Raw genomic sequence first — 16,020 nt, forward strand, 5'->3', positions numbered from 1 at the left:
TACCTTTTTAATCAAGTATAACTACTATTGTAGGCAAAGAAGCTGTGATAAAGTTTTACTTTTTCACAGCTCATAAAAAATACTTATATTTTCTTAATTTAAAGGAGGATTTTCCAAATGGCAAAAGCTAAATTTGACCGTTCAAAACCCCATGTTAACATTGGTACAATCGGACACGTTGACCATGGTAAAACAACTTTAACAGCTGCAATCACTACTGTTCTTGCAAAAGCAGGCGGCGGTGAAGCTCGTGGATATGACCAAATCGATAACGCTCCAGAAGAAAAAGAGCGTGGAATTACAATCTCAACTTCTCACGTTGAGTATGAAACTGCAAACCGTCACTATGCACACGTAGACTGCCCAGGACACGCTGACTATGTTAAAAACATGATCACTGGTGCTGCTCAAATGGACGGCGGTATCTTAGTAGTATCTGCTGCTGATGGTCCAATGCCACAAACTCGTGAGCACATCTTACTTTCTCGTAACGTAGGTGTACCATACCTTGTTGTATTCATGAACAAGTGTGACATGGTTGATGACGAAGAATTACTAGAATTAGTTGAAATGGAAATTCGTGATCTATTATCAGAATACGATTTCCCTGGCGATGACATTCCAGTTGTTAAAGGTTCAGCTCTTAAAGCTCTTGAAGGCGAAGCTGAATGGGAAGAAAAAGTTCTTGAATTAATGGCTGCTGTTGATGAGTACGTTCCAAACCCAACTCGTGACACTGATAAGCCTTTCATGATGCCAGTTGAGGATGTATTCTCAATCACTGGTCGTGGAACAGTTGCTACTGGCCGTGTTGAGCGTGGACAAGTTAAAGTTGGTGACGTTATTGAAATCATCGGTTTAACTGAAGAGCCAAAATCAACTACAGTAACTGGTGTTGAAATGTTCCGTAAGCTTCTTGATTATGCAGAAGCTGGAGATAATATTGGTGCACTTCTTCGTGGGGTTGCTCGTGAAGACATCCAACGTGGTCAAGTATTGGCTAAACCAGGCTCAATCACTCCACACCTTAAATTTAAATCAGAAGTTTACGTTTTATCTAAAGAAGAAGGTGGACGTCATACTCCATTCTTCACAAACTACCGTCCTCAGTTCTACTTCCGTACAACTGACGTAACTGGTATCGTACATCTTCCAGAAGGCGTAGAAATGGTTATGCCTGGAGATAACATTGAAATGAACGTTGAACTTATCGCTCCAATCGCAATTGAAGAAGGAACTCGCTTCTCAATTCGTGAAGGTGGCCGTACAGTAGGTTCTGGTGTAGTTTCAACTATCGTTGAATAATAATTAAATTAAAAAAACCAGATGGGTGACGATCCATCTGGTTTTTTACATTCGACGTAGGTGCCGATTTTAGGATTTAAGTATCGTGCCACTACGTCACTCTCTTTTCTTTTCCATTGCTCGCCAATCGGCGAGTTTTCTTTATCGTTTAGCAATAGAAAAACAGTTGGTCTTATATATAGAACAAGTCCACAAACAAAGGGGAATCAACTATGCTGAAAGTGTTTTTTTCATATTATAAGCCTCATAGTCGATTGTTTTGGATTGATTTTATTAGCGCTATTTTAGTAGCTATTTTGGAACTTGCTTTTCCATTAGCAGTTCAATGGTTTATTGATGAATTGCTGCCAACAAATGATTGGAACGCAATTGTGAAAGTAAGTGTGCTTTTGCTGCTCGTGTATTTAATAAGTACGACCCTTAATTACGTCGTCAACTATTTAGGGCATAAGCTAGGGATTAATATTGAAACCGACATGAGGCGGGAATTATTTAATCATGTACAGAGACAGAGTTTTCGTTTCTTTGATAATACGAAAACAGGCAATATTATGAGCAGAATTACAAATGATTTATTTGATATCGGTGAATTTGCCCATCATGGACCAGAAGATTTCTTTATTGCGATTATGACATTTGTCGGGGCGTTTATTATTATGTTTAAAATAAATCCAACACTAGCATTAGTTGCAATCATCATGGTCCCTATCCTGATTTTTGTTGTTTCGTTCAGCAATATGCGAATGAACAAAGGTTGGTCTATTATGTACAGCAAGATTGCTGATATAAATGCACGGGTAGAAGATAGCGTTTCGGGTGTGCGTGTTGTGAAATCATATACGAATGAACCATTTGAAATGGAGCGATTTCAGGAGCAAAACGGCTTATTCCGAAAAGCAAAGCTGTATGCTTATAAAGTAATGGCAACTGCACTTGCAAGCATTTATATGATGACGAGGCTCCTAACATTGCTTGTTCTCGTTGTTGGAGCGTGGCTTAGCTTTAATGGCCTGCTTACATATGGGGAATTAGTCAGTTTTGTCTTATATACGAATGTCCTCATCAAACCGATTGATAAAATTAGTGCTTTGCTTGAATTATACCCGAAGGGAATGGCTGGGTTTAAAAGATTCCGTTCTCTCATAGAACAAGAGCCTGAGATAAAAGATCATCCTACTGCAGTTGAGGTAGGAAAATTACACGGTAATATAGATTTTAAAAATGTTCACTTTGCTTATGAAAATAAAAAACCAGTTCTTGAGGGAGTTTCCTTATCTATACGTGCTGGGGAAATGACTGCGTTTGTTGGCCCGTCAGGTGCAGGAAAAACGACGATCAGCTCGCTTATTCCACGTTTTTATGATGTCGATGCAGGTTCGATTTTAATTGATGGAATAGATATTCGTGATATGACACAGAAGTCATTACGTGAACAAATCGGAATTGTTCAGCAAGATGTGTTTCTTTTTACAGGAACAATTTATGAAAATATCGAATATGGCAGACTAGGTGCGACTGAAGAAGAAGTTAAGGAAGCTGCGAGACGTGCGCATTTAGAGGATTTTATTGCAGAACTTCCTGACGGATATTATACCCAAATTGGGGAGCGCGGTCTAAAGCTGTCAGGTGGTCAAAAACAACGGTTGGCAATTGCTCGAATGTTTTTGAAGAATCCCCCAATATTAATATTAGATGAAGCAACTTCAGCACTCGATACGGAAACAGAAAGAATTATTCAACGCTCACTTGATGAGCTTGCAAAAAATCGGACAACGCTTGTGATTGCCCATCGACTAGCAACAATTCAAACTGCAGACCGCATTCTTGTTGTAACGACTAATGGGATAGAGGAAGATGGCACTTATGATGTGTTACTTGAGAAGGATGGTTTATTTGCGAAGCTGCACAAAATCCAGTTTGAGCGATCATCTTTACGTTTGAAATAATTGGCTGTACGAGAAAGATTGAAAAACAATTTATGAGAATTTATAATGAAAAAAGTGTTTCGTTCAAATCAAATAAATTTTTATTGCATTCTATATTTGATTTCTGTATAATAATGAATGTTGGTCTTTGACTGCGATGAAGTGAAAGGTTGCTGACACACCCGGCCGCTTTGCCATGGCGAGTGTGTGGGGAGATTTTCACGGAGAAATGTCTATTTAAAATAGGCGAAAAGGAGGGAAAATAATGGCAAAACAAAAAATTCGTATTCGTTTAAAGGCGTATGATCACAGAATTCTTGATCAATCAGCAGAAAAGATTGTTGAGACTGCAAAACGTTCTGGAGCGGCTGTTTCTGGTCCGATCCCATTGCCAACTGAAAAGTCTGTTTATACAGTCCTTCGTGCGGTTCATAAGTACAAAGATTCTCGTGAGCAATTCGAAATGCGCACGCATAAACGTCTAATCGACATCATTAATCCTACACCACAAACTGTTGATTCATTAATGCGTTTAGACTTACCATCTGGTGTAGATATCGAAATCAAACTTTAATGAAATAAAATAATTTAATTTAACAATCTAGGAGGTGTGACTGAAATGACCAAAGGAATCTTAGGAAGAAAGATTGGTATGACTCAAGTGTTTGGCGAAAAAGGTATTCTTATTCCGGTAACTGTAATTGAAGCTACTCCAAACGTTGTTCTTCAAAAGAAATCAGTTGAAACAGATGGCTATGAAGCTATTCAAATCGGTTTCGAAGATAAGCGTGAAAAGCTTTCAAACAAACCTGAACAAGGACATGTTGGTAAAGCTAACACTGCTCCTAAGCGCTTCGTTCGTGAATTACGCGGAGTTAATTTAGGAGAATATGAAGTTGGTCAAGAAGTCAAAGTTGATATTTTCGCAGCAGGCGAAACTGTTGATGTAACAGGAGTTTCAAAAGGTAAAGGTTTCCAAGGTGCTATTAAACGCCACGGACAATCACGCGGACCAATGTCTCACGGTTCACGTTACCACCGTCGAGTTGGTTCAATGGGCCCAGTAGCTCCAAACCGTGTATTTAAAGGTAAATTATTACCTGGTCGTATGGGTGGAGAACAAGTAACTGTACAAAACCTTGAAGTTGTAAAAGTTGATGTTGAACGCAATCTTTTATTAATTAAAGGAAATGTACCTGGTCCTAAAAAAGCATTAATCAAAATTAAAACTGCGGTTAAAGCATAGTAGTAAGTTGGAAAGGAGGAAACAAGAATGCCGAAAGTAGCATTATATAACCAAAGCGGATCTAAAGTTGGAGAAATCGAACTTAATGAATCAATCTTTGGTATTGAGCCTAACAACCATGTATTATTCGAAGCTGTTGTTATGCAAAGAGCTTCTCTACGTCAAGGAACTCACAAAACAAAAATTCGCTCTGAAGTAGCAGGCGGCGGACGCAAACCATGGCGCCAAAAAGGCACAGGACGTGCACGTCAAGGTTCTATCCGTTCACCACAATGGCGTGGAGGTGGTACTGTATTCGGTCCTGTACCACGTAGCTACAGCTATAAATTACCGAAAAAAGTACGTCGCTTAGCGATTAAATCTGCATTATCTTCTAAAGTATTAGAAGAAAATATTTTAGTATTAGAAAGTTTAGCTTTTGATACTCCAAAAACAAAAGACTTTAAAGGTGTTTTACAAGGCCTTTCTATTGATTCGAAAGCATTAATCGTTACAGCTGATTTAGATGAAAACGTAGCGTTATCTGCTCGTAACATCCCTGGTGTAACTGTTGTTACTGCTTCTGGAATCAACGTTCTTGATGTGTTGAATCATGATAAACTTATCATGACTAAACAAGCGGTTGAAAAAGTAGAGGAGGTGCTTGCATAATGGATGCACGCGATATCATTAAGCGCCCCATAATTACTGAACGTTCTTCTGATCTTATGGCTGAAAAGAAATATACGTTTGATGTTGATGTAAGAGCGAATAAAACTCAAGTTAAAGATGCTGTTGAGGAAATCTTCAGTGTTAAAGTTGAGAAAGTTAATATCATGAACTACAAAGGTAAGTTCAAGCGTATGGGACGTTTCGGTGGGTACACGAACAAACGTCGTAAAGCAATTGTAAAACTAACAGCTGATAGCAAAGAAATTGAAATCTTTGAAGCTTAATTAATTTAACTAGAAGAGGAGGGAAACGAAATGGCGATTAAAAAGTATAAACCTACCTCTAATGGTCGTCGCGGCATGACAGGTTTCACTTTCGAGGAAATCACTACTGATAAACCCGAAAAATCCTTGTTAGCTCCATTGAATAAAAAAGCAGGTCGCAACAACCAAGGTAAAATAACTGTTCGTCATCAAGCCGGCGGTCATAAACGCCAGTATCGTATTATTGATTTTAAACGTAACAAAGATGGCATTCCAGGACGCGTTGCTACGATCGAGTACGATCCAAACCGTTCATCAAGAATTGCATTAATTAACTATGTAGATGGTGAGAAGCGTTACATCCTAGCTCCTAAAGGCTTAGAAGTTGGTATGGAAGTAATGTCTGGTCCTGAAGCAGATATTAAAGTAGGTAACGCATTACCACTTGTAAACATTCCTGTGGGTACTGTTATCCATAACATTGAATTAAAACCTGGTAAAGGTGGTCAATTAGTACGTTCTGCAGGTACTTCTGCTCAAGTTCTTGGTAAAGAAGGCAAATACGTACTAGTTCGCTTAAACTCAGGTGAAGTTCGTATGATTTTAGCTACTTGCCGCGCTACTGTTGGTCAAGTAGGTAACGAGCAACACGAATTAATTCACATTGGTAAAGCAGGACGTTCTCGTTGGTTAGGTAAACGCCCAGCAGTTCGTGGTTCTGTTATGAATCCTAATGATCACCCACATGGTGGTGGGGAAGGACGTTCACCAATTGGACGTAAGTCTCCAATGACTCCATGGGGCAAACCAACTCTTGGTTTCAAAACTCGCAAAAAATCAAACAAGTCGGATAAATTTATTGTACGCCGCCGTAAAAAATAACGAGATTGTTCTACGGTTCAAGAGTAGAACCGTAGGTCAATCACGAAAGGAGGTTCAACCATGGGTCGCAGCGTAAAAAAAGGACCTTTTGTTGACGGTCATTTAATGGCAAAGGTAGAGAAGTTGAATGAAACTGACGGCAAACAAGTAATTAAAACTTGGTCTCGTCGTTCCACGATCTTCCCGCAATTTTTGGGACACACAATCGCTGTTTACGACGGTCGTAAACACGTGCCTGTATACGTCACTGAAGACATGGTAGGCCACAAGCTCGGAGAATTTGCTCCAACTCGTGCATATAAAGGCCATGCTAGTGATGACAAGAAAACAAGACGTTAATGAGAGGAGGCCATTCCTATGCAAGCTAAAGCAGTTGCAAGAACAGTTCGTATTGCTCCTCGTAAAGCACGTTTAGTCGTAGATTTAATTCGAGGAAAGCAAGTAGGCGAAGCGGTAGCAATCTTGAACTTAACTCCAAGAGCTGCTTCTCCAATCGTAGAGAAAGTTTTGAAATCTGCACTAGCAAACGCAGAGCATAACTACGAAATGGACGTTACTAATTTAGTAGTTGCTCAAGCATTTGTTGATGAAGGACCAACATTAAAACGTTTCCGTCCACGTGCACAAGGCCGTGCTAGCCAAATCAACAAGCGCACTAGCCATATTACAATCGTTTTATCAGAAAAGAAGGAGGGATAATCTGTGGGTCAAAAAGTAAATCCAGTCGGTTTGCGTATCGGTGTTATCCGTGATTGGGAATCAAAATGGTACGCTGGCAAAGACTATGCTGATCTTTTACACGAGGACCTTAAAGTTCGTGAGTACATCACAAAGCGTCTTAACGATGCCTCTGTTTCTAAAGTAGAGATCGAACGTGCTGCTCAGCGATTAAATATCACTATTCACACTGCTAAGCCAGGTATGGTTATCGGTAAAGGTGGTACTGAAGTTGAAGCACTTCGTAAAGCGCTAAACTCATTAACTGGTAAACGTGTTCACATTAATATTTTAGAAATTAAGAAAGCTGATATCGATGCGAAGTTAGTAGCGGAAAATATTGCTCGTCAATTAGAAAACCGTGTATCTTTCCGTCGTGCTCAAAAACAAACTATTCAACGTGCAATGCGCGCTGGTGCAAAAGGTATCAAAACAATGGTATCTGGTCGCTTAGGTGGTGCAGACATCGCTCGTTCAGAATCATACAGCGAAGGAACAGTTCCACTTCATACACTTCGTGCTGATATCGATTATGCTACAGCTGAAGCAGATACTACTTACGGAAAGCTTGGCGTAAAAGTATGGATCTATCGTGGAGAGGTTCTTCCTACTAAGAAGAATACTGGGGAAGGAGGCAAATAATATGTTATTGCCAAAACGCGTTAAGTATCGCCGTGTACACCGTGGAAAAATGCGCGGTCAATCAAAAGGCGGTACAGAAGTAAATTTCGGTGAATATGGTCTACAAGCTACTGAAGCTTCTTGGATCACAAACCGTCAAATTGAAGCTGCTCGTATTGCGATGACTCGTTATATGAAACGTGGCGGTAAAGTTTGGATTCAAATATTCCCACATAAGCCTTTCACTGCAAAGCCTCTAGAAGTCCGCATGGGTTCCGGTAAGGGTGCTCCAGAAGGTTGGGTAGCAGTTGTAAAGCCAGGGAAAGTAATGTTTGAAATTGCAGGTGTATCTGAAGAGATTGCTCGTGAAGCATTACGACTTGCAGCACACAAACTTCCTGTAAAATGTAAGTTTGTAAAACGAGAAGAAATTGGTGGTGAATCAAATGAAAGCTAATGATATTCGTGACCTTACCACTGCCGAAATTGAACAAAAAGTCAAATCATTAAAAGAAGAGTTATTTAATCTTCGCTTTCAATTGGCGACTGGACAACTTGAAAACACAGCTCGCATACGTGAAGTTCGTAAAGCAATTGCCCGTATGAAAACTGTTGTTCGTGAAAGAGAAATCGGTTTTACAAAGTGATATTGAGAGGAGGTTCGCACAATGAGTGAACGCAACCAACGCAAAGTTTACACTGGGCGTGTTGTTTCAGACAAAATGGATAAGACAGTCACTGTTCTTGTTGAAACATACAAAAAGCACCCATTATACGGTAAACGCGTTAAGTACTCTAAAAAATTCAAGGCTCATGATGAGCAAAATACAGCAAAAATTGGTGATATCGTCCGTATTATGGAGACTCGCCCACTTTCTGCGACAAAACGCTTTCGTTTAGTAGAAGTAGTAGAAAAAGCAGTAATTATCTAATTGTTCGGAAAAAGTTTGATTCCGAAAGGAGGTTACACACATGATTCAACAAGAATCACGTTTAAAAGTTGCTGACAACTCTGGTGCTCGTGAAGTACTGACAATTAAAGTTCTTGGTGGCACAGGCCGCAAGTATGCTAACATTGGTGACATTATTGTTTGTACAGTGAAACAAGCAACACCAGGTGGCGTTGTTAAAAAAGGTGATATTGTTAAAGCAGTAGTTGTTCGTACGAAAAGCGGTGCTCGCCGTAATGATGGTACTTACATTCGTTTTGATGAAAATGCGTGTGTAGTTATTCGTGATGACAAGAGCCCTCGTGGCACTCGTATTTTCGGACCTGTTGCTCGTGAGCTTCGCGATAGCAACTTTATGAAAATCATTTCATTAGCTCCAGAAGTTCTATAATTTAAATTAAACTGCCTTTAAGGAGGTGCTTACAGATGCATGTAAAAAAAGGTGACAAAGTTATGGTCATCTCTGGTAAGGATAAAGGCAAAACAGGAGTTATTCTTGCAGCGTTCCCTAAACAAGACCGTGTTATTGTTGAAGGTGTGAACATTGTAAAAAAACATTCTAAGCCTTCACAAGTGAACCCACAAGGTGGGATCCTCAACCAGGAGGCACCTATTCATGTATCAAACGTTATGCCTGTCGACCCTAAGTCTGGTAATCCAACTCGTGTTGGCTACAAAACGGTTGATGGCAAAAAAATACGTGTAGCAAAAAAATCCGGTGAAGTTCTAGATAAATAGTCTATATCAAGAAGGGAGGTACAATGAATGAACCGCCTAAAAGAAAAGTATACAAAAGAAATCGTTCCTGCTCTGATGAGCAAGTTTAACTATACATCAGTTATGCAAGCACCTGCGATTGATAAAATTGTTATCAACATGGGTGTGGGTGATGCTGTTCAAAATGCAAAAGCACTTGATAGCGCAGTTGAGGAATTAGCAATAATCTCTGGACAAAAACCAGTTGTAACTCGTGCAAAAAACTCTATCGCAGGCTTCCGTCTTCGTGAAGGTATGCCAATCGGTGCGAAAGTTACACTTCGTGGAGAGCGCATGTATCAGTTCTTCGATAAATTAGTATCTGTATCTCTTCCACGTGTGCGTGACTTCCGCGGTATTTCTAAGAAGTCATTTGATGGCCGTGGAAACTACACTCTTGGTGTAAAAGAACAGTTAATTTTCCCTGAAATTGATTACGATAAAGTAAGCAAAGTTCGTGGTATGGATATTGTTATCGTAACTACAGCTAATACTGATGAAGAAGCACGTGAACTTTTAACTCAATTTGGAATGCCATTCCAAAAGTAATCGGAAAATATAGGGAGGCGAAAACGTGGCTAAAAAGTCAATGATTGCGAAACAAAAACGCACGCCTAAATATAAGGTACAAGAATATACACGTTGCGAACGTTGCGGACGTCCACATTCTGTATACCGTAAATTTAAGCTTTGCCGTATCTGTTTCCGTGAATTAGCATACAAAGGACAAATTCCTGGTGTGAAAAAAGCTAGCTGGTAAACCCAAAAGTTGGGAAGGAGGTAAAAACAAATGGTCATGACAGATCCAATTGCAGATTTGCTAACTCGCATCCGTAATGCGAATATGGTACGTCACGAAAAATTAGAAGTTCCTGCTTCTAATATTAAGAAAGAAATTGCTGATATCCTTAAGCGTGAAGGATTCGTGCGTGATGTTGAATTCATCGAAGACAACAAGCAAGGAATCATTCGTATTTTCTTGAAATACGGTGCAAACAATGAGCGTGTAATTACTGGCCTAAAACGCATTAGCAAACCTGGTCTTCGTGTATACGCAAAAGCTGATGAGGTACCTCGTGTACTTAACGGCCTTGGAATCGCACTAGTTTCTACTTCTCAAGGAGTTCTTACAGATAAAGAAGCTCGCGCTAAACAAGTTGGCGGAGAAGTATTAGCATACGTTTGGTAATAGAGTTTCTTAATGAATGGAGGTGCAATAAATGTCTCGTATAGGTAATAAACCAATCGAAATTCCATCTGGCGTTACGATTACTAATAATAGCAACACAGTTACAGTTAAAGGACCTAAAGGTGAACTTACACGTTCATTTAATTCAGATATGATTATCCAAGTGGAAGACAACGTATTAAAAGTTGCTCGTCCATCTGAATCTAAAGAGCATCGTGCATTGCACGGAACAACTCGTTCATTGCTTTTCAATATGGTTCAAGGTGTTTCTGCAGGTTTTGAAAAAGGCCTTGAATTAATTGGGGTTGGTTATCGTGCGCAAAAACAAGGCAGTAAGCTTGTTCTTAACGTAGGATACTCTCATCCAGTTGAAATTGAGCCTGAAGCAGGTGTCGAAGTGGAAGTACCATCTAACACTAAGATCATCGTTAAAGGTATTAGCAAGGAGCGCGTTGGTGCTTTAGCTGCTAACATTCGTGATGTTCGTCCTCCAGAGCCTTACAAAGGAAAAGGTATCCGTTATGAAGGCGAATATGTGCGTCGTAAAGAAGGTAAAACTGGTAAGTAATGCCGCATAATGAAACGAAAGGAGTGACTTAAATGATTACGAAGGTTGACAAAAATGCAGTTCGTAAGAAAAGACATGGTCGTGTACGTGCGAAACTTTCTGGAACTGAAGTTCGTCCTCGTTTAAATGTGTTCCGCTCTAATAAGCATATTTATGCTCAATTAGTTGATGATGTTCAAGGAGTTACTTTAGCAAGTGCTTCTACATTAGATAAAGAAGTTAGCCTAGAGTCTACTGGCAACGTAGATGCAGCTGTTAAGGTCGGAGAATTAGTTGCAAAGCGTGCTGTAGAAAAAGGAATTAAAGCTGTTGTATTCGACCGTGGAGGATATTTATATCATGGCCGCGTAAAAGCGTTAGCAGATGCTGCTCGCGAAAACGGTTTAGAATTTTAATAGACAAAGGAGGGACACAATAAGATGCGTCGTATTGACCCAAACAAACTTGAACTTGAAGAACGTGTAGTCACAGTTAATCGTGTAGCGAAAGTTGTTAAAGGTGGACGTCGTTTTCGTTTCTCTGCACTTGTAGTTGTAGGTGACAAAAACGGTCATGTTGGCTTTGGTACTGGTAAAGCACAAGAAGTGCCTGAAGCAATTCGCAAAGCGATTGAAGATGCTAAGAAAAACCTAATCGAAGTGCCAATGGTTAGCACAACAATTCCGCACCAAGTAATTGGTAAGTTCGGTGCTGGTGAGGTTCTATTGAAGCCAGCATATGAAGGTACTGGAGTTATCGCTGGTGGACCAGTTCGTGCGGTACTTGAACTAGCTGGTATTGGTGATATTCTTTCTAAATCTTTAGGTACGAACACACCAATCAACATGGTTCGTGCAACTTTAGATGGATTAACTCAATTAAAACGCGCTGAGGAAGTAGCAAAATTACGCGGAAAATCAGTAGAAGAACTGTTAGGATAAGGAGGGGAATAAAATGGCGAAAAAACTAGAAATTACCCTCACTCGCAGCGTGATTGGTCGTACAAAAGATCAATGCGAAACAGTTAAAGCCCTTGGTCTTAAAAAAATGCACCAAACAGTTGAGCAACAAGATAATCCGGCTATTCGCGGAATGATTAATAAAGTAGCTCACCTTGTAACGGTAAAAGAAATTTAATAATCACTCTTCTATAAAATAAGGAGGTGCCAACATGAAACTTCATGAATTAAAGCCTGCAGAGGGTTCACGTCAAGAACGTAAACGTAAAGGTCGTGGAATCGGTTCTGGTAATGGTAAAACTGCTGGTAAAGGTCATAAAGGACAAAACGCTCGTTCCGGCGGTGGTGTTCGTCCTGGATTTGAGGGTGGACAAACACCTTTATTCCAACGTTTACCAAAGCGTGGCTTTACAAACATTAACCGTAAAGAATATGCAATCGTGAATCTTGATACACTTAATCGTTTTGAAGATGGAACAGAAGTTACTCCAGAACTTCTCATCGAAACTGGTGTAGTGAGCAACGAGAAAGCAGGAATCAAAATTCTTGCTAAAGGCAAAGTTGAGAAAAAGCTTACAGTTAAAGCTCATAAATTCTCCTCTGCTGCGAAGGAAGCGATTGAAGCTGCCGGCGGTAGTCTCGAGGTGATTTAATGTTTCAGACAATCTCCAATTTTATGCGCGTGGGTGATATAAGAAGAAAGATTATATTCACCCTTTTAATGCTGGTTGTGTTTCGTATCGGTACATTCATTCCTGTTCCTGGAGTGAATGCAGATGTTTTAAAAGCTCAGGATGAATTTAATGTATTTGGTCTTTTAAATACATTTGGTGGTGGAGCACTTAAAAACTTTTCAATACTTGCAATGGGAATTTATCCATATATTACAGCATCCATTATCATTCAGTTATTGCAGATGGATGTTGTTCCAAAATTTACTGAATGGTCTAAGCAGGGAGAAGTTGGTCGTCGTAAGTTAGCACAATTTACACGCTACTTCACGATTGTGCTTGGATTAATTCAAGCTTTTGGGATGTCATATGGATTTAATAATCTTGCAGGTGGACAATTAATTGCAAATCCTGGAGTCGGTACTTATTTCGTTATTGCCATTGTATTAACAGGAGGAACCGCATTTTTATTATGGCTAGGTGAGCAAATTACTGAAAAAGGCGTAGGAAACGGAATCTCCATTATCATTTTTGCTGGTATCGTATCTGGTATTCCAAATGTGATTAACCAAATCTATGCTCAACAATTTGAAAACGCTGGGGAGCAACTTTTTCTTAACATCGTTAAAGCAGTAATTATAATCGCTGCCATTGTTGCAATCGTTGTTGGTACAATTTTTATTCAACAGGCTTTAAGGAAAATTCCAATTCAGTATGCAAAGCGTATGGTTGCTGGAAAGAATCCAATAGGAGGACAGTCAACACATTTACCATTAAAAGTGAATGCTGCTGGTGTTATTCCGGTTATTTTTGCAGTCTCTTTCATCGTTACTCCTAGAACATTTGCTTCTTTCTTCGAGCAAAACGAAGTAACTATGTGGATTATTAAGGTGTTTGATTATTCTCATCCAATTGGAATGGCTTTGTATAGTGCGTTAATTATTGCGTTTACTTACTTCTATGCTTTTATTCAAGTTAATCCGGAGCAGGTTTCGGATAATTTAAAGAAGCAAGGCGGCTACATTCCAGGTATTCGTCCGGGTAAAAATACGCAGGAATATTTAACTCGCGTCTTATACCGTTTAACATTTGTTGGTGCACTCTTCCTTACAGCAATTGCGATATTACCAGTTTTCTTTACGAATCTTGCTGATTTACCTCAATCTGCTCAAATCGGAGGAACAAGCTTACTCATTGTTGTTGGGGTTGCCCTTGATACAATGAAACAGCTGGAATCTCAATTAGTTAAACGTCACTATAAAGGATTTATAAAATAATTTTGTTTTTAGGGAGCTTTTTGCTGTTCCCTAAAAACAAACCTAGATCATAGGGGGAATTCGCGTGAACTTAGTATTAATGGGGCTCCCTGGTGCCGGCAAAGGTACACAAGCAGAGAAGATTGTCCAAAAATACGGTATCCCTCATATTTCAACAGGAGACATGTTCCGTGCAGCGATTAAGGATGAAACGGAATTAGGTCTAAAAGCAAAGTCTTTCATGGATAAAGGTGAGCTTGTACCTGATGAAGTAACAATTGGTATTGTTCGTGAAAGATTAGCAAAGGATGACTGTGTTAAAGGTTTCCTTCTTGATGGCTTTCCACGGACGGTTGCCCAAGCTGAAGCATTGGAGAATATCCTTGCTCAATTGAGTAAAAAAATTGATTATGTAATTAACGTTGAAGTTGATAAGGAGATCTTAATGGATCGCCTGACAGGTCGCCGTATTTGTAAGGATTGCGGAGCAACTTATCATTTAGTTTTTAATCCACCAGCACAGAGTGGTATATGTGATCGCTGTAATGGTGAGCTTTATCAACGTGCTGATGATAATGAGGCAACTGTACAAAACCGCTTAGACGTTAATATTAAACAAACGAAACCATTGCTTGATTTTTATGAATCAAAAGGTTATTTACGCAATATCAATGGTCAACAGGAAATAGATAAAGTATTTTCTCAGTTGGATGAATTACTCGGGGGCTTGCATTAATGATTATTTGCAAAACGCCGCGTGAAATTGAAATAATGCGTGAGGCCGGCAAAATCGTAGCATTAACTCATCAAGAACTGAAAAAACATATTGCTCCCGGCATTACAACGAAAGAACTGGATGCAATTGCTGAAACGTTTATTCGTAATTGTCATGCTGTCCCATCCTTTAAAGGGTATAATGGATTTCCAGGCAGCATCTGTGCTTCAGTTAATAATGAACTGGTTCATGGTATTCCTTCTAATAGGATATTAAAAAACGGTGATATTATCAGTCTTGATATTGGTGCTAAATATAACGGTTATCATGGTGACTCAGCCTGGACGTATCCAGTAGGGGATATTGATGAGGAAGCAAAAGTGTTACTCGATGTGACAGAGCAATCCTTGAATATAGGCTTAAAGGAAGCAAAGCCAGGTGAGCGTCTATCGAACATCTCACATGCGATTCAAACATATGCGGAGTCAAATGGTTTTTCCATCGTGCGCGAGTATGTAGGCCATGGAATCGGGCAAGACTTACATGAGGATCCGCAAATTCCTCATTATGGTCCTCCGAATAAAGGTCCACGTTTAAAACCAGGGATGGTACTTTGTGTTGAACCAATGGTGAATGCAGGAAGCCGGTATGTGAAAACATTAACCGATAACTGGACAGTTGTAACGGTTGACGGAAAATTATGTGCCCATTTTGAGCACACGATTGCTATCACTGAAACGGGATACGAAATTCTTACACAAATCTAAATGGTTCGTAGCTCTTACACCAAATTTTTTAAGCTTTTACCCTATTTTATTAGGATAATAGCGGACGTGATGATGGTTAATGTGCTATAATTAAAAGGTTGTGTAATGTGACCTAGAAGGTTCAGCAAGTAATAAGACATCCTGTCGTGTTATGTATGGATATCATGCTTTATAAACTTGTAAAGTATTGAAATGAATGAGTTCGTATTATTTAAGAAAGGGGAATGTTCGGTGGCGAAAGACGATGTAATTGAAATAGAAGGCACTGTTACTGATACGTTACCAAATGCCATGTTCAAAGTTGAATTAGAAAATGGTCATACTGTATTAGCTCATGTTTCTGGTAAGATTCGCATGCACTTCATTCGTATTTTACCTGGGGACAAAGTAACTGTTGAGCTTTCTCCATATGACTTAACTCGCGGAAGAATCACTTACCGTTTTAAATAACCATTGCACTCCGTACTATTAAGGAGGTTAGGATAATGAAAGTTAGACCATCGGTTAAGCCAATCTGCGAAAAGTGCAAAGTTATCCGCAGACGTGGTAAAGTTATGGTTATCTGTGAAAACCCTAAACATAAACAAAAACAAGGTTAAT

Annotated in this window: 28 protein-coding genes; all 28 read left to right on the top strand. The window is 39.5% G+C overall.

Translation table 11 applies throughout. The annotated features are described in order from the left end of the window. The first annotated feature begins 117 nt into the window (after positions 1–117). The 28 genes from tuf to rpmJ all read left to right on the top strand — a co-directional run bounded on the left by tuf (position 118) and on the right by rpmJ (position 16,019). Positions 118–1,305 carry an elongation factor Tu gene (tuf, locus tag KDN24_RS00710; RefSeq protein ID WP_409970844.1) on the top strand — a complete coding sequence of 396 codons (1,188 nt, stop codon included), beginning with the start codon at positions 118–120 and terminating at the stop codon, positions 1,303–1,305. A gap of 212 nt (positions 1,306–1,517) precedes the next feature. Beyond that, a complete protein-coding gene (locus tag KDN24_RS00715) occupies positions 1,518–3,251 on the top strand; it encodes an ABC transporter ATP-binding protein (protein ID WP_409970843.1) in 1,734 nt (577 codons plus the stop codon). 244 nt (positions 3,252–3,495) lie between these two features. Further along, positions 3,496–3,804 carry a 30S ribosomal protein S10 gene (gene rpsJ, locus KDN24_RS00720; RefSeq protein WP_213104789.1) on the top strand — a complete coding sequence of 103 codons (309 nt, stop codon included), beginning with the start codon at positions 3,496–3,498 and terminating at the stop codon, positions 3,802–3,804. A 45-nt stretch (positions 3,805–3,849) separates the two neighbouring features. Beyond that, positions 3,850–4,476 (top strand): 50S ribosomal protein L3, encoded by a 627-nt coding sequence (gene rplC / locus KDN24_RS00725; RefSeq protein ID WP_409970842.1) that lies wholly within the window; start codon positions 3,850–3,852, stop codon positions 4,474–4,476. Between the two features lie 27 nt (positions 4,477–4,503). Further along, a complete protein-coding gene (rplD, locus tag KDN24_RS00730; RefSeq protein ID WP_409970841.1) occupies positions 4,504–5,127 on the top strand; it encodes a 50S ribosomal protein L4 in 624 nt (207 codons plus the stop codon). Continuing rightward, entirely contained in the window at positions 5,127–5,411 is a 285-nt protein-coding gene (gene rplW, locus KDN24_RS00735; RefSeq protein WP_525931268.1) for a 50S ribosomal protein L23, read from the top strand. Before rplD ends, rplW begins: the two co-directional genes overlap by 1 nt. Positions 5,412–5,441: 30 nt before the next feature. After that, a complete protein-coding gene (gene rplB, locus KDN24_RS00740; RefSeq protein ID WP_409970840.1) occupies positions 5,442–6,272 on the top strand; it encodes a 50S ribosomal protein L2 in 831 nt (276 codons plus the stop codon). Positions 6,273–6,332: 60 nt separating this feature from the next. Further along, the gene (gene rpsS / locus KDN24_RS00745) at positions 6,333–6,611 is read left to right on the top strand and encodes a 30S ribosomal protein S19 (protein WP_409970839.1); all 279 of its coding nucleotides are present in this window, start codon (positions 6,333–6,335) and stop codon (positions 6,609–6,611) included. 18 nt (positions 6,612–6,629) lie between these two features. Further along, on the top strand, positions 6,630–6,971 hold the full coding sequence (rplV, locus tag KDN24_RS00750; protein WP_409970838.1) for a 50S ribosomal protein L22: 342 nt from the start codon (positions 6,630–6,632) through the stop codon (positions 6,969–6,971). Between the two features lie 3 nt (positions 6,972–6,974). Next, positions 6,975–7,631, top strand: a complete 657-nt coding sequence (gene rpsC / locus KDN24_RS00755; RefSeq protein ID WP_409970837.1) for a 30S ribosomal protein S3 — start codon at positions 6,975–6,977, stop codon at positions 7,629–7,631. Between the two features lies 1 nt (position 7,632). After that, positions 7,633–8,067, top strand: a complete 435-nt coding sequence (gene rplP, locus KDN24_RS00760; RefSeq protein WP_409970836.1) for a 50S ribosomal protein L16 — start codon at positions 7,633–7,635, stop codon at positions 8,065–8,067. Next, the gene (gene rpmC, locus KDN24_RS00765; protein ID WP_409970835.1) at positions 8,057–8,257 is read left to right on the top strand and encodes a 50S ribosomal protein L29; all 201 of its coding nucleotides are present in this window, start codon (positions 8,057–8,059) and stop codon (positions 8,255–8,257) included. Before rplP ends, rpmC begins: the two co-directional genes overlap by 11 nt. Positions 8,258–8,278: 21 nt before the next feature. Next, the gene (gene rpsQ / locus KDN24_RS00770) at positions 8,279–8,542 is read left to right on the top strand and encodes a 30S ribosomal protein S17 (RefSeq protein ID WP_409970834.1); all 264 of its coding nucleotides are present in this window, start codon (positions 8,279–8,281) and stop codon (positions 8,540–8,542) included. Between the two features lie 40 nt (positions 8,543–8,582). Next, the gene (rplN, locus tag KDN24_RS00775; RefSeq protein ID WP_409970833.1) at positions 8,583–8,951 is read left to right on the top strand and encodes a 50S ribosomal protein L14; all 369 of its coding nucleotides are present in this window, start codon (positions 8,583–8,585) and stop codon (positions 8,949–8,951) included. A gap of 35 nt (positions 8,952–8,986) precedes the next feature. Beyond that, positions 8,987–9,298, top strand: coding sequence for a 50S ribosomal protein L24 (gene rplX / locus KDN24_RS00780; RefSeq protein WP_409970832.1), 312 nt, complete (start codon positions 8,987–8,989; stop codon positions 9,296–9,298). Between the two features lie 27 nt (positions 9,299–9,325). Beyond that, entirely contained in the window at positions 9,326–9,865 is a 540-nt protein-coding gene (rplE, locus tag KDN24_RS00785) for a 50S ribosomal protein L5 (RefSeq protein WP_409970831.1), read from the top strand. Between the two features lie 25 nt (positions 9,866–9,890). Beyond that, positions 9,891–10,076 carry a 30S ribosomal protein S14 gene (gene rpsN / locus KDN24_RS00790; RefSeq protein ID WP_009499044.1) on the top strand — a complete coding sequence of 62 codons (186 nt, stop codon included), beginning with the start codon at positions 9,891–9,893 and terminating at the stop codon, positions 10,074–10,076. A gap of 30 nt (positions 10,077–10,106) precedes the next feature. Further along, a complete protein-coding gene (gene rpsH / locus KDN24_RS00795; RefSeq protein ID WP_409970830.1) occupies positions 10,107–10,505 on the top strand; it encodes a 30S ribosomal protein S8 in 399 nt (132 codons plus the stop codon). Positions 10,506–10,536: 31 nt separating this feature from the next. Further along, positions 10,537–11,073: a 50S ribosomal protein L6 gene (gene rplF / locus KDN24_RS00800; protein ID WP_409970829.1), complete on the top strand. Its 537-nt coding sequence runs from the start codon at positions 10,537–10,539 to the stop codon at positions 11,071–11,073. Between the two features lie 32 nt (positions 11,074–11,105). Beyond that, positions 11,106–11,468 (top strand): 50S ribosomal protein L18, encoded by a 363-nt coding sequence (gene rplR / locus KDN24_RS00805; protein ID WP_409970828.1) that lies wholly within the window; start codon positions 11,106–11,108, stop codon positions 11,466–11,468. Positions 11,469–11,492: 24 nt separating this feature from the next. Then, entirely contained in the window at positions 11,493–11,993 is a 501-nt protein-coding gene (rpsE, locus tag KDN24_RS00810; RefSeq protein WP_409970827.1) for a 30S ribosomal protein S5, read from the top strand. A gap of 13 nt (positions 11,994–12,006) precedes the next feature. Then, a complete protein-coding gene (gene rpmD, locus KDN24_RS00815) occupies positions 12,007–12,189 on the top strand; it encodes a 50S ribosomal protein L30 (RefSeq protein WP_409970826.1) in 183 nt (60 codons plus the stop codon). Between the two features lie 34 nt (positions 12,190–12,223). After that, complete coding sequence (gene rplO, locus KDN24_RS00820; protein ID WP_409970825.1) at positions 12,224–12,664, top strand: 50S ribosomal protein L15; 441 nt, start codon at positions 12,224–12,226, stop codon at positions 12,662–12,664. Continuing rightward, positions 12,664–13,959 (top strand): preprotein translocase subunit SecY, encoded by a 1,296-nt coding sequence (gene secY / locus KDN24_RS00825; RefSeq protein ID WP_491348253.1) that lies wholly within the window; start codon positions 12,664–12,666, stop codon positions 13,957–13,959. Before rplO ends, secY begins: the two co-directional genes overlap by 1 nt. 64 nt (positions 13,960–14,023) lie before the next feature. Beyond that, the gene (locus tag KDN24_RS00830) at positions 14,024–14,674 is read left to right on the top strand and encodes an adenylate kinase (RefSeq protein WP_409970824.1); all 651 of its coding nucleotides are present in this window, start codon (positions 14,024–14,026) and stop codon (positions 14,672–14,674) included. Beyond that, on the top strand, positions 14,674–15,420 hold the full coding sequence (gene map, locus KDN24_RS00835) for a type I methionyl aminopeptidase (protein WP_409970823.1): 747 nt from the start codon (positions 14,674–14,676) through the stop codon (positions 15,418–15,420). The genes KDN24_RS00830 and map overlap by 1 nt, the downstream gene beginning before the upstream one ends. Positions 15,421–15,651: 231 nt before the next feature. Next, complete coding sequence (infA, locus tag KDN24_RS00840) at positions 15,652–15,870, top strand: translation initiation factor IF-1 (protein WP_409970822.1); 219 nt, start codon at positions 15,652–15,654, stop codon at positions 15,868–15,870. Positions 15,871–15,905: 35 nt separating this feature from the next. After that, positions 15,906–16,019, top strand: coding sequence for a 50S ribosomal protein L36 (gene rpmJ, locus KDN24_RS00845; protein WP_000868344.1), 114 nt, complete (start codon positions 15,906–15,908; stop codon positions 16,017–16,019). Position 16,020 lies beyond the last annotated feature (1 nt).

Source organism: Cytobacillus sp. Bva_UNVM-123, from assembly GCF_046351715.2.
Lineage (GTDB): Bacteria > Bacillota > Bacilli > Bacillales > Cytobacillaceae > Cytobacillus.